This window comes from Agrobacterium sp. V1 (genome assembly GCF_030518355.1).
Taxonomy (GTDB): Bacteria; Pseudomonadota; Alphaproteobacteria; order Rhizobiales; family Rhizobiaceae; genus Agrobacterium; species Agrobacterium cucumeris.
Window position 1 is genome coordinate 2,773,345 of sequence record NZ_JAULSF010000001.1, and the last position, 13,134, is coordinate 2,786,478.

At 59.0% G+C, this 13,134-nt stretch carries 9 protein-coding genes; 3 read left to right on the plus strand and 6 right to left on the minus strand.

The annotated features are described in order from the left end of the window. Positions 1–317 precede the first annotated feature (317 nt). Together QSV77_RS13295 and QSV77_RS13300 are read left to right on the plus strand one after the other, a co-directional pair. Positions 318–5,822 carry a glutamate synthase-related protein gene (locus tag QSV77_RS13295; protein ID WP_368045855.1) on the plus strand — a complete coding sequence of 1,835 codons (5,505 nt, stop codon included), beginning with the start codon at positions 318–320 and terminating at the stop codon, positions 5,820–5,822. Then, on the plus strand, positions 5,819–7,585 hold the full coding sequence (locus QSV77_RS13300; RefSeq protein ID WP_302733765.1) for a sulfite reductase subunit alpha: 1,767 nt from the start codon (positions 5,819–5,821) through the stop codon (positions 7,583–7,585). The genes QSV77_RS13295 and QSV77_RS13300 overlap by 4 nt, the downstream gene beginning before the upstream one ends. Positions 7,586–7,626: 41 nt before the next feature. On the opposite strand, the gene QSV77_RS13305 is transcribed toward QSV77_RS13300, so the two are convergent. From QSV77_RS13305 to fabA, 5 genes are all read right to left on the minus strand, one after another. After that, a complete protein-coding gene (locus tag QSV77_RS13305) occupies positions 7,627–8,220 on the minus strand; it encodes a TadE/TadG family type IV pilus assembly protein (protein WP_302733766.1) in 594 nt (197 codons plus the stop codon). Beyond that, positions 8,217–8,813, minus strand: a complete 597-nt coding sequence (locus tag QSV77_RS13310) for a TadE/TadG family type IV pilus assembly protein (RefSeq protein WP_271360503.1) — start codon at positions 8,811–8,813, stop codon at positions 8,217–8,219. Before QSV77_RS13310 ends, QSV77_RS13305 begins: the two co-directional genes overlap by 4 nt. A gap of 185 nt (positions 8,814–8,998) precedes the next feature. Continuing rightward, positions 8,999–9,805: an enoyl-ACP reductase FabI gene (gene fabI / locus QSV77_RS13315; protein ID WP_142840777.1), complete on the minus strand. Its 807-nt coding sequence runs from the start codon at positions 9,803–9,805 to the stop codon at positions 8,999–9,001. 6 nt (positions 9,806–9,811) lie between these two features. Further along, on the minus strand, positions 9,812–11,035 hold the full coding sequence (gene fabB / locus QSV77_RS13320) for a beta-ketoacyl-ACP synthase I (protein ID WP_046799155.1): 1,224 nt from the start codon (positions 11,033–11,035) through the stop codon (positions 9,812–9,814). A 75-nt stretch (positions 11,036–11,110) separates the two neighbouring features. After that, positions 11,111–11,626, minus strand: a complete 516-nt coding sequence (gene fabA, locus QSV77_RS13325; RefSeq protein ID WP_035219583.1) for a 3-hydroxyacyl-[acyl-carrier-protein] dehydratase FabA — start codon at positions 11,624–11,626, stop codon at positions 11,111–11,113. A 317-nt stretch (positions 11,627–11,943) separates the two neighbouring features. Between fabA and irrA the strand changes: the two genes are divergently transcribed. Continuing rightward, complete coding sequence (irrA, locus tag QSV77_RS13330) at positions 11,944–12,363, plus strand: iron response transcriptional regulator IrrA (RefSeq protein WP_046799156.1); 420 nt, start codon at positions 11,944–11,946, stop codon at positions 12,361–12,363. A gap of 70 nt (positions 12,364–12,433) precedes the next feature. On the opposite strand, the gene QSV77_RS13335 is transcribed toward irrA, so the two are convergent. Further along, positions 12,434–13,072: a trimeric intracellular cation channel family protein gene (locus QSV77_RS13335; protein WP_142840779.1), complete on the minus strand. Its 639-nt coding sequence runs from the start codon at positions 13,070–13,072 to the stop codon at positions 12,434–12,436. Positions 13,073–13,134 lie beyond the last annotated feature (62 nt).

The following is a 13,134-nucleotide window of genomic DNA, read 5'->3' on the forward strand; positions in this document are numbered from 1 at the left end:
TTTTAATCTTGACTCGGTCCATCATGAAATATTATGTAAGCAATACTGACATAATTCAGTGTGTCTCATTGCCGGAAATACCGGCCACCAGGGAACGCGATGCGAACGACGACGATCATTATTTGCGAAAAAGCGGCCATTGCCGCCACGCCGTTTGCCGGCCGCAAAACGACCGTTCGCGCCATTAAACGCCGATAGCAGAAAAAAGAGGAGCAGCCAGGTCGCCTGCGGCTCCGCCCGCAGAGTGCCGGCTGACGCGCCGGGTTTCGGGAAAAGAGGGTGATGCCGCGCGAAATGCGCAACGAGAGGAGAGTGCCTTGAGTGTGACGGAGCAAAAATTCGGCCTTTATGATGCGGCTTTTGAAAAAAGCAGCTGTGGCGTCGGTTTCATCACCCGCAAGGATGGCGTGCAGACGCATGATGTGCTGAAGCGCGGCCATGAGGCGCTCTGTGCCGTGCCGCATCGCGGCGGCATGTCGGCGGAAGGTGTTGGTGATGGCGCGGGCGTGTCCCTGGACCTGTCGCTCTCCTTTTTTCGTGAGTTGACGGGACAAGGTTCCCTCAAGGCCGGCCGGTTCGGTGTCGGCAATTTTTTCCTGCCGCAGAATCAGGCTTTCCACGGTGAGGCCGTCGGTATCATCGGCAGCGCTCTGAAAGAGCAGGGCTTTTCGGTTCTGCTGGTGCGCGATGTGCCGGTGAATGATGCGGCCATCCGTCCCGCCGCAATCCCCTACCAGTTACCGATCCGCCAATGGGTCTTTTCGGCACCAGCGGAATGCGCGACGCTTGCTGAGTTCGACTGGCGCATCCACAAGGCGCTGCTGGCCATCGAAGCGCTCGCTTACACCGTGCCGGAGCTTGCCGGTTTTTACCCGCTGTCGCTCAGCGCGCGCACGCAGGTGCTCAAGGGGCGTCTGAACTCCCAGGAGGTCATGCCCTATTTCTGCGATCTGACAGATCCGCGCCATGAAGTGCATACGATGTATTTCCACACGCGCTTCTCCACCAATACCGATCCGCACCCCTCCATGGCGCAGCCCTTCCGCCTGATGGCGCATAATGGCGAACTCAACACCGACAAGAAAAACCGGCTATCGGAAGCGGCCGTGGCGCTGGCGAAGAATGCCAGCATCGTCAGGCCCAAGGGCCAGTCGGATAGCTGCCGTCTGGACCAGACATTGCAGGCGCGGGTGATGGAGGATGGTCTCGACCTCGTCACCGCCGTGGTCTCGATGATGCCGCCGGCCTGGGAAAACGACGACACGCTCTCGCCCGGCGTGAAGGCGATGCTGGAATATTTCTCGCTCTATGAGGAAAAGAACGACGGCCCGGCCGCGCTGATCTTCGGCGACGGCACGATCATTGGTGCACGCCTCGACCGCCTTGGCCTGCGCCCGCTGCGCACCGTCGAGACGGAGGACTATCTCTGTGTCATGTCTGAGGCGGGGCAGATCGCCTTCCCGGCGGAAAGTGTCATCCGCCGTGGCCGCATTGAAGCGGGCGGCATGCTTTATTACGACCACGCCGAGCGTCGTGCCTTTTCAACCGTCGAGGCGCTGGAGCTTCTGGCCTCCCAGCGGGACTATTCGTCGCTGCTATCTGAAGCGCGCGTGATGCTTGGTGATCTGCCAGAGGTGCCGGCCGACAAGCAGGGTTCGCCGCTTCGCTACAATGGTGATCTGGAACGGCATCAGCGTTATGTCGCCTATTCGCACAATCAGGAAAGCTTCAAGTTCCTGATGGACCCGATGCTGGCCTCCGGTGCGGAAAAAATCTCGGCCATGGGTTATGGAAATGCCATCAATGCGCTTTCCGATCAGGAAGGCGGGGTGGCCAAATATTTCTCGCAGCGTTTCGCGCAGGTCACCAATCCGCCGCTCGACAGCATTCGTGAGGCCGATGGTATGACGCTACGGGTGGCGTTGGGCGCAAAGCCGAACAGCGGTGCGGCCAAGGCCCGCCAGATCGTCGTTCGCTCCCCGATCCTTACCCACCTTGATATGCTGCGCATTCGCGAGCAGCCCGAGACACCCGTTCGTCGTTTCGAAATGCTCTATACGCCAGTCTTCGATGCTGCTGACGCCAATGAAGCGGCCCTCCGGCAGGCGATCGACGGCCTTTGCGATGAGGTTGCGGCTTTCGCAGCCGAGCAGGGCGGGATTGCCGTCATCACCGACCGGCATGTCTCGGCGGGCCGCGCGGCCTTGCCGATGATCATGGTCGTTTCCGCCATCAATCAGCGGCTGATCGAGGAAGGTCTGCGGCTGCGCGTTTCCCTGATCGTCGAAAGCGGGCAGTTTTCGTCCTCCCATCATATCGCAGCCGGCCTCGGTTTCGGTGCTTCCGCGGTCTATCCGCTCGGCGTGCAGTTCCGTGCGGAAGAGAAATTCGGTGCCGAGGCCGACAAGGCGTTCAAGCGCTTCGCCAAGGCGGCTGAAAAGTCGCTGATGAAGACCATGGGCAAAGTCGGCCTATGCACGGCGGAAAGCTACATTGGCGGTGAGTTCTTCGAGCCGAATTTCCTCGATACCAGCGATCCCGTCCTGAAGCGTTATTTCCCCAATGTGAAGACCCCCGTCGGCGGCGTCACCTTCGCCGTTATCGCGCAGGCGGTGGCCGACTGGCATCGAAAAGCATTGTCGGTGAAGGGTGAAAACGACATTCCGCTCCTCGGTCTCTTCAAGGAGCGCGCTGAAGGCGCCGGCCATTCTTATGGCACCACGGCGGTTCGCGGCTTCGTTGATATGACAGAGGAGAAGATCGGTTTCGACAAGGGAACCGAAAACGAGGAGGCGCTGCGCCTCCTGCCGCTTAACCGGCTGGAAGATGCCTTCGGTCTCAGCGACGCTGCCTATTATCACAACAGCTTCGACCGGCTGACCCCGGAGGCCATCGACGCATTCGAGGTGACGCCCGGTTACCGCTCCTTTGCCCGCATGATGGCTGAAGAAAGAGCGCGCCGCCCGGCCGCCCTGCGTGATGTTCTGGAACTGCCGGCCGATGTGACCTTTGCCGGTTCGGCCGAAGAATTCCGCCGGGAAATGGGGCGGTTTTCCCGGCAGGGCAATAACAGCTTCATGGTGCGCGGATTGCGCTGCGAAGAGGTAGGAGACGGCGCGTTCCGGCTACAGCTGATCGGCTCACAGGGTCATGAACTTGCCCGCCTCGCCGCACTCGGCCAGTCGCTGCTCGACCGCTTCGGCGACGACATCGCCGGCCATTGGCTGGAAGGTGGCGCACTCATGGTTCAGGCAAAGGGTGAGGCCTCCGCCTATCTGTCGCTTATCCGCACCGCACCGGAGAGTATTCCGCTTGAGACCGTGCAAAAGGCAAGCGAGATCACCAAGACCCTCGCATCGGGTGCCATGAGCCACGGCGCGCTGGTTGCTGCTGCGCATGAGGCGGTGGCCCACGGCACCAACATGGTTGGCGGCATGTCCAATTCGGGCGAGGGCGGCGAGCATATCTCCCGTTACGGCACCATCCGTGCCTCGCGCATCAAGCAGTTCGCCTCCGGCCGCTTCGGTGTCTGGGCCGGTTATCTTGCCGATCCAATGCTGGAAGAGATCGAGATCAAGATCGGCCAGGGCGCAAAGCCGGGCGAGGGCGGGCAGCTGCCATCTCCCAAGGTGACGGTTGAGATCGCGGCGGCGCGCGGTGGCACGCCGGGCGTCGAGCTGGTCTCGCCGCCACCGCATCATGATACCTATTCGATCGAGGACCTGGCGCAGCTTATCCACGACGCCAAGGCGGCGCGTGTGCGTGTCATCGTCAAGCTCGTATCGTCGGAAGGCATCGGCACGATTGCGGTCGGCGTCGCCAAGGCGGGTGCGGATGTCATCAACGTTGCCGGCAATACCGGCGGCACTGGTGCTGCGGCCGTTACCAGCCTCAAATATACCGGCCGTGCGGCGGAAATCGGCATTGCCGAGGTGCATCAGGCGCTATGCGCCACCGGTCTGCGCGCCAAGGTGCTGCTGCGTTGTTCCGGCGCACACCAGACGGCGAGCGACGTGGTGAAATCAGCCCTTCTCGGCGGCGACAGCTTCGAATTCGGCACCACGGCGCTGATGATGCTGAAATGCGTCATGGCGAAGAACTGCAACATCAAGTGCCCGGCCGGTCTCACCACCAATCAGGAAGCCTTCAACGGCGATCCGCGGGCGCTGGCGCAGTATCTCATGAACATCGCCCATGAAACGCGCGAGATTTTGGCAGGGCTTGGAGTTGCCTCGCTGCGGGAAGCCCGTGGTCGTTCCGACCTTCTTCACCTCCTCGATCATCCGGCAAGCGTCGGCCAGCTTGACCTCCGGGCAATGCTTGCCGTGGTCGACGAGGTGAAGATCAACAGCCCGGTCTATATGGAAAAGGACTTCGCACTCGACGATGCCTTCATCGATCTCGTGCGTTCGGCGCTGGTCGACAGCAAGCGCGAGAACATCGAGCTTGGCGGCAATCGTTTCCTCAACAATTGCAACAAGAGCGTCGGCGGCCAGCTCGCCGTCGATATCGAACGCATGTTGAACCACGAACTTTCCGATGAGCAGCTGGACGCGCTTCCGGCCGTCAAGCGGGATGGCCGTGGCCGCCGTTTTCTGGAAGCGGGTTCGGTGCGCATCGATACGTCAGGTTCGGCTGGTCAGTCCTTCGGCGCTTTCTGCAATGACGGCATGGTCATGGTGCATACCGGCACCTGCAATGACGGTGTCGGCAAAAGCGCCTGCGGCGGCACCATCGTCGTGCGCTCCCCCGGCGGCGGTTCGCAAGAGGCGGGCGGCAATGTGCTGGTCGGTAATTTCGCGCTGTTCGGCGCCACCGGCGGCCGCACCTTCGTGGAAGGACAGGCGGGCGACCGTTTTGCGGTGCGTAATTCTGGCGCCACCGCCGTGGTCGAAGGCGTTGGCGATTTCGCCTGCGAATATATGACCAATGGTGCTGTTCTCAACCTTGGCAGTTTCGGCAAGGGTTTTGGCAACGGCATGAGCGGCGGCTTCGTCTATCAGTATGATCCCTATGGCGATCTGCCGAAGAAGGTCAGCCATGATTCCATCCTGCTCGGCTCGATCACCGGTGAGGATGAACAGGCAGCAATCCACAATCAGGCAGTCCATCAGCTTCTGAGTCTGCATGTCGCAGAGACCGGCTCGGCCAAGGCGGCGTGGCTTCTGGAAAACTGGGAGAGTGAGCAGCATAATTTCGTCTATGGCATGCCGCGCGCCCTGCTGCTTTATCAGGACAGCGATGAGATCCTCAAAGCCAAGCCCCGCAAGGAGCTGCTGGAGGAACTAGCCTCGGCACTTGCCGCCCATCAACTACGTAAGTTCAAGCTCGCTTATCGCGACCGTAAGGCTGTCTTGAACGGAACAGTGCCGGGTTATGGCGAGACGGATACGGAAGACATGTATGCGCTTCTCAATAACTACACCGTGTTGAGCATGGCGCAGGCCATCGCCCTGCAACGTTTGCCGATGGCATCTGGCCCTTCCGACCCGACAATAGAAAAAGCCGTGCGTAATCTCATCCTCACGGAAGATTATGCGCTGATGCAGCGCCTGCTGAAATATGCCCGCGAAGCACTTTCCGACCATAGCGACGAACAGCTTGCGGTGATGATCGCGGCCAAGCGGCTAGACGATTACAAGCAGGCGCTGGCGCGCCGGAACATCTGGTCGGTGGACAGCCCCGGCACCTATGGCTGGATCATTCAGCAGAACCGGAAAAACATCGAGAAGATCGGCCGCCTGCCGGGCTTCGAGGAGCTTTTCGCCGCTCGCGCCATCCCGGACCTTGCCACCGCATCCAGCCAGAACAGGGCAGCATGATGAAGATACCTTACATTCCACAGGATGCGCCGTTTAATGGCGACCAGCGCGCTTGGCTCGCCGGTTTTCTGGCCGGGCTGCACTCCCGCACCGCCATCGGCCTCGAGACATCGGTGGCCTCTGCTGCCCCCAAGGCGACGGCCAGCCTGCTGAACATCCTTGTCGGCACCCAGACCGGCAACGCCGAGGCATTGGCGATGGATATCGCCGCCGCTGCCCGCACGCAGGGCATGCAGCCGGTTGTGACGGCGCTGGACGACGTTTCCATGGACAGTCTCGGCTCCATGAAGCGTGTCATCGTTGTCACCTCGACCTACGGTGAAGGCGAGATGCCTGACAATGCCCAGCTGTTCTGGGAGTCGCTTGCCGCCGATGGCGCGCCACGACTGGATGAGATGAGTTTCGCCGTTCTTGCACTCGGCGATACCGGTTATGACGGCTTCTGCCAGGCGGGCAAGCTTATCGATACGCGTTTCGAACAGCTCGGCGGCAGGCGCATGAAGACGCGTATCGACTGCGATATCGATTTCGAGGATGCGGCTGCCGCCTGGATCGGCGAGACGCTGCCGCTTGCCCTCGCCATCGGTGGTGACAATGCCGCCGCGATCACACCTGTGGTCGCCGAGCCGCCCGCGCGGGCAAAACAGGGCTGGGGTCGCAAGAACCCTTATTCGTCACGGGTGAGCGTCAATCGCCTTCTTTCCGGCCCGGCCTCGTCCAAGGAGATTCGCCATTACGAATTTGATCTTGGGGCAAGCGGCCTTGAATATGAGGCCGGGGACGCCCTTGGTGTCGTCCCCCTCAACGACCCGAAACTGGTCGCCGCTCTGCTCGAATGCTTTGGAGCGAGTGCGGATGGCGAGGTCACCGGCCTCGACCGACCGATCGGTGATGCGCTTCTGAACATGTTCGAGATATCGACGCCTTCGCGTGAGCTGGTGGCTGAAATTGGCAAGCGCGCAGGACATGACGAGTTGAGCCATATCCTTGCCAATGGGGACAGGGAGCAGCTGGCCGCCTTTCTCTGGAGCAAGGATATTCTCGATCTGCTCAATCTCGGCGGAAAGCCCGTATTCGATCTTGCCGAATTCGTGACCTTCCTGAAGCCGCTGCAGCATCGCGCTTATTCCATCTCCTCCAGCCCGCTGGTTGCGGAAAACAGCGTGCATCTGACGATCGCCAGCGTGCGTTATCGTGCCGATGGCCGCGAGCGCGGCGGCGTATGCTCCACCTATCTGGCGGATCGGGTTGAGGCCGAACAGAATGCCGGGATTTTCGTGTCGCCCAACAAGGCATTCCGCGTACCGCAGGATAACGGCGCGCCTGTCATCATGGTCGGACCGGGCACCGGCATCGCGCCTTTCCGGGCCTTTCTGCAGGAGCGGCAGGCGAGGGGTGCTGCTGGTAAGAACTGGTTATTCTTTGGTGACCAGCACCGCCAGTCGGATTTCATCTACGAAAACGAGCTTGGCGACATGAGCCGTGATGGCGTGCTGACCCGTCTCGATCTTGCCTTTTCGCGGGATCAGGCGGAGAAGATCTATGTCCAGACCCGCATGCGCCAGAACGGCAAGGCGCTTTATCAATGGCTTGAAGAGGGCGGATATTTCTACGTCTGCGGTGATGCGACCCGCATGGCCAAGGATGTCGACGACGCCCTGCATCAGATCGTCGCCGACGAAGCCGGCATTTCTGCGGAAGCGGCAAGCGAGTATGTGAACCGGCTGAAGCGCGAAAAGCGTTATCTGCGCGACGTCTATTAGAAACGGATCGTACGGGGGTCACCTTTGCTGCGCCTTCTGGCTCAGCAATTGGTGCAGGTGACCTCCGCATCGCGCTGTTTGAAGAAATAATCACGGCCGATGGTGATCGATCTTGCGCCCGATGAAGCGATGTCGGGCATGAACATCAGCAATTCATGCGGAATGGAAAGTTCGACGTGAATGAGAAAGCTGTTTTCGATGAGCAGGCGGGTTGGAACCGTGACGGCCGATCCCACCGCATATGGTCTCTGGTCTTTCTCATCCCAGGACCAGGTTATTTTCGCCTGTTTCTGCTTGTCGATCGCTATGCCACTGATCTTCAGCTTCAAACCGGTGGTGCTGTAAGGCGCGAAGACGGCCGCCGCAACATTCTGCATGTTTTTGAGATAGGCCTTGTCGACGGACCCCGTTTTGGAGATCAGGTCGTTGATCGTCGCTGAAGCGCTGCTTGCCCGCTTATAGGTATTGTAACCGATGGTGAGCTCGAAGGATGTCACATAAAGGGCGAGCAATATCGGGAAGAGAATTGCGAATTCCACAGCGCCCACGCCGCGGCGATCCTTTACGAAGCGTGTGGCGAGTGTTGTAAAACGAAGTCTGCCGTTCGCGACGGCGGCTATCAGCCCTGCGATCATGAGCCCCCGCTTGTTGTATATTTCTCGTTCACGAAAGCGTCGGTCGCGACAATAAGGAAATGCGAGGGCATAGACCCGTCAGCTGGACGTATTTTTGTAAGATATGGACGGATGATATCGGCGATGACACGCCAGCGATAATAGACGCGCAGCATGTTGATTGTTTCCGGTCCGCCCGGCTTGAAGCCGAATTGCGCCGTATCGAGATCGTAATATTCGCCGTAAGCCTTCAGGGGTACCGTGGTCGGAATATCCTTGAAGGCCGGAAAGGAACGAAGGTCGATATAGAGTTTCTGTTCGGTTTTTATCTCATCCGCAGAGCAGGTGATCATCACCGAGACTTCGTTGCAGAAGTTCTTGCGAAAATCCTCTTTCGAAATCGAACTGCTGATTTGTCCGGTGCGCAGACGCCGCGCCATGGTTTCCGTGGCATTCACGACAACCTGCTCCGCCATCATGGCGATGAAGGTCTCAATGATCGCAAAAACAACGAGGAAATAGGGAATGGCGAGTATCGCGAATTCAATGGCCGCTGTGCCATCACGCGAAACCCCGAATTTTCGTAGCAATGGCGTCAGTCTGGCCAGTCGCATATGTGTCGATCTCTAGAATATGCGGCAAGCGCAACCGATGAATTTGTTGCAGACCATAACCAGCTGGTGTTTAAATTCAGTTACCCCAACGGCTTCTACTTTAGCGATTCACGAAAATGACACAGGCTCCAAATGCAAAAAGCCCGGCATATTGCCGGGCTTTGTCGAAGGGAAGAAACGGGTTATTATTCCGCGTCCGCTTTTGACAGAACCTCGAGTGTAGGGGTCGAGGTGATATTGTAACCGCAATCCACATAGTGGCACTCGCCGGTTACACCGCGCGACAGGTTGGACAGCAGGTAGAGCGCCGATCCGCCAATATCCTCGATATCCGCCGTACGCCTCAGCGGCGCGTTCTTCTGGTTCCATGCGTAAATAGCACGGGCGTCAGAAATGCCGGCACCCGCCAGCGTGCGGACCGGACCAGCAGAGATGGCGTTGACGCGAATATCGCGCGGTCCATAATCTGCAGCGAGATAACGCACGGACGCTTCAAGTGCCGCCTTGGCGACGCCCATGACGTTGTAGTTCGGGATGACGCGTTGCGAACCATTATAGGTCAGCGTCAGCATCGAACCACCATTCGTCATCAGTTCGGCGGCGCGCTTGGCAATTTCCGTGAATGAGAAGCAGGAAATGACCATGGTGCGGCTGAAATTGTCGCGGGTCGTGTTCGCGTAAAGACCCTTCAGCTCATTCTTGTCGGAAAACCCGATGGCGTGCACGACAAAATCCAGCGAGCCCCATTTTTCGCGGATCGCCGCAAAAAGTGCGTCGACAGAGGCAATATCCTCGACATCGCACGGCACGATGAAGTCAGAACCGAGTTCTGCGGCAAGCGGTTTTACGCGTTTGCCAAGCGCTTCACCCTGATAGGTGAAGGCCAGTTCCGCACCCTGCGCCGCAAGTGCCTTTGAAATACCCCAGGCGATGGAGTGATTGTTCGCGACGCCCATGATGAGGCCGCGTTTACCCTGCATGATGCCGTTCATTGGCAATTATCCGTTATGACGCTGGAAGACCAGCGTGGCGTTGGTGCCGCCGAAGCCGAAGGAATTGGAAAGGATGGTGTCGATCTTGGCGTTGTCGATGCGGCTGCGAACGATCGGAACGCCCGCAAATTCCGGGTCGAGTTCGGAAATATGCGCGCTTTCGCCGATGAAGCGTTCCTGCATCATCAGCAGACCGTAGATCGATTCCTGCACGCCGGCTGCACCCAGCGAATGGCCGGTGAGGGACTTTGTCGACTGGATATGCGGAATCCTGTCGCCGAAGACTTCGCGGATCGCACCGATTTCCTTGCTGTCGCCAACCGGCGTCGAGGTGCCGTGGGTATTGATGTAGTCGATGTCGCCCTTGACGGTGGCGAGCGCCTGCCGCATGCAGCGGATTGCGCCTTCGCCTGACGGGGCCACCATGTCGTAACCATCGGAGGTTGCGCCATAACCGACGATCTCGGCGTAAATCTTGGCACCGCGCGCCTTTGCATGTTCCAGTTCTTCGAGAACCAGCACGCCAGCGCCGCCAGCGATGACGAAGCCGTCGCGATTGACGTCATAGGCCCGTGAAGCGAGAGACGGCGTTTCGTTATATTTGGACGACATCGCGCCCATGGCATCGAAGAGGTTGGACATCGACCAGTCGAGGTCTTCGTGGCCGCCTGCAAACATCACATCCTGCTTGCCCCACTGGATCATCTCGGCGGCGTTGCCGATGCAATGCGCCGAGGTGGAGCAGGCAGACGAGATCGAATAGTTGACGCCGTGGATCTTGAACCAGGTGGCGAGCGTTGCGGACGCGGTGGACGACATGGCCTTTGGCACGGCGAAGGGGCCGATGCGCTTCGGGCTGTTGTTCTTCAGCGTAATATCGGCGGCTTCAACAATGGTGCGGGTGGACGGACCGCCCGAACCCATGATGATGCCGGTGCGTTCATTGCCGCTGATGTCGCTCTCTTCGAGACCGGAATCGGCGATCGCCTGTTTCATGGCGACATGGTTCCACGCGCCGCCCTGCGACAGGAAGCGCATGGCGCGCCGGTCGACCAGATCGGTCGGGTCAAGAGACGGCTTGCCCCAGACCTGGCACTTGAAACCGTGTTCGGCAAAATCCGGCGAAAATGAAATGCCGGATTTGGCATCGCGCAACGATGCGGTGACTTCAGCGGCATCACCGCCGATGGAAGAAACAATACCGAGGCCGGTGACAACAACTCGTCTCATGAAAGGGACCTTTTCTTAAGATTTCGGCTGGACGACCGACGCCGCCCGGCCTTGCCAAGACTTATTCCGTCTGCTTCAGGCGGTCTTTTCTTTCGACAGCCCTACACGAAGGTCCGTCGCCTGATAAATGGTTTCTCCGTCGGCCTTCAGCCAGCCGTCGGCGGTTCCAAGCACCAGACGGCCGCGCATCACACGCTTGAAATCGATACCGTATTGCAGGAGCTTGGTGTTCGGGCGAACCATACCCTTGAATTTGACTTCGCCGGTGGAAAGCGCCATGCCGCGGCCTTCTTCACCCAGCCAGCCGAGGAAGAAACCGGTCAGCTGCCACATGCCGTCAAGGCCGAGGCACCCCGGCATGATCGGGTTGCCCTGGAAATGGCAGGGAAAATACCAGTCATCGGGGCTGACATCGTATTCGGCGCGGATGAAACCCTTGTCGAACGCGCCGCCGGTTTCGGAAATTTCGGTGATGCGGTGAACCATCAGCATGGGGGGCAATGGGAGCTGGGCATTTCCCGGGCCGAACAATTCGCCGCGACCGCAGGACAGGATCTCCTCGTAATTGTAACTTGATTGCCTCGTTGCCATACCGCTTTCACTTCCCCAGTTACTGGTGTTGATTGACTTCACTAGAGCAAGTTAGGTTCAAAATGAAGCGCTGCAAGGGCAAAGGCCGTTTCGCCCCCATTCTTTGTCTTCAGAACCTTCTTTGCAGAAGTCATTACCTCAATGTGCCGTCCGCATACAGGAACCATCGGGAAGGAACCAGAGGAAATTTGCAAGAATGGCCGGTTTGCAGCCATTTGCGACACTCGGCGACGCTGAAACTATTGAAAGCATTCGCTGCAAAAGATATATGCTAATGCAATTGGTGAATTTCACCCCTGTGCTTGGAATGGGATTGCATGGCATTTGACGCCACTTTGGATATCGGAACGAGGCTGCGGCGCTCGGGGCTGCGCCCCACGCGTCAGCGTGTGGCTTTGGGCGATCTTCTTTTCGCAAAGGGTGATCGCCACCTGACGGTCGAGGAACTGCACGATGAGGCGGTCACCGCTGGCGTGCCTGTTTCTCTCGCCACGGTTTATAACACGCTGCATCAGTTTACCGAAGCTGGCCTGATCCGCGTTCTGGCTGTCGAAGGTGCCCGCACCTATTTCGATACCAACGTATCGGATCACCACCATTTCTTCGTCGAGGGCGAGAACGAGGTTCTCGATATTCCCGTCAATAATCTCCACATCGGCAACCTGCCGGAAGCGCCCGAAGGCATGGAAATCGCCCATGTGGATGTGGTCATCCGCCTTCGTCGCAAGCGCGGCTGAGGTTTCGGCAGAGACCGAAAATGAAAATGGCGCCCACGGGCGCCATTTCTGTTTCAGGCGACTTTATCGCTCACTTCATTATATCTTCGGGGCGCCTGCCGGGCTTGGCCTTGTAGGGCGGAAAAGTCCATCCGAAGATCAGAGCTCCAGAGCGGACGCCGAAAGCCGTCAATACGCCGACGGCTGATGCCGCATAAAGCGGCGCGCCGAGGAAATAGACGATGATGAAGGTGGAAGAGCCCAAAAGCGCGCAGGTAATGTAGATTTCCGGTCGCAGGAGGACGGAAGGTTCCCCGGCGAGAATATCGCGCAGCACGCCGCCGAATGTGGCCGTCAGAACACCGGTGACAATGGCAACGGTTGCAGAGCCGCTTGCGGCGAGGCCCTTGGCTGCTCCCATCACGCAATAAGCGGAGAGGCCAAGGGCATCAAGCCATAACAGCACCCGGTAACGGGATTCGAAAAGATGTGCTGTAAAGAAGAGCAAAACCGCGACCGATACGCAGACAAGAATATAGGTCGGGTTTACCACCCAGAAGACTGGCGCCCTGCCCAGCACGAGGTCACGCACCGTGCCGCCGCCGATCCCTGTCGCGGCTGCGAAAAACAGGAAGCCGATCAGGTCCAGTTGCTTGCGTGAGGCAGCCAGAGCACCGGTTGCAGCAAAGATGGCGACACCGGCATAGTCGAGAAAACCCAGCAGTGTCATGAAAAGGTTCCCCCCGAAACATGGGCCGCGAACACGTCAGTGTCGCGCAAGCACTAAACTCT

Excerpts from the sequence above, each read along its gene's own strand:
- fabA (WP_035219583.1), bottom strand. The coding sequence starts at position 11,626 with ATGGCAACGAGGCAATCAAGTTACAATTACGAGGAGATCCTGTCCTGC.
- QSV77_RS13300 (WP_302733765.1), top strand. The coding sequence starts at position 5,819 with ATGATGAAGATACCTTACATTCCACAGGATGCGCCGTTTAATGGCGAC.
- QSV77_RS13335 (WP_142840779.1), bottom strand. The coding sequence starts at position 13,072 with ATGACACTGCTGGGTTTTCTCGACTATGCCGGTGTCGCCATCTTTGCT.
- fabB (WP_046799155.1), bottom strand. The coding sequence starts at position 11,035 with ATGAGACGAGTTGTTGTCACCGGCCTCGGTATTGTTTCTTCCATCGGC.
- irrA (WP_046799156.1), top strand. The coding sequence starts at position 11,944 with ATGGCATTTGACGCCACTTTGGATATCGGAACGAGGCTGCGGCGCTCG.
- fabI (WP_142840777.1), bottom strand. The coding sequence starts at position 9,805 with ATGAACGGCATCATGCAGGGTAAACGCGGCCTCATCATGGGCGTCGCG.
- QSV77_RS13305 (WP_302733766.1), bottom strand. The coding sequence starts at position 8,220 with ATGATCGCAGGGCTGATAGCCGCCGTCGCGAACGGCAGACTTCGTTTT.
- QSV77_RS13310 (WP_271360503.1), bottom strand. The coding sequence starts at position 8,813 with ATGCGACTGGCCAGACTGACGCCATTGCTACGAAAATTCGGGGTTTCG.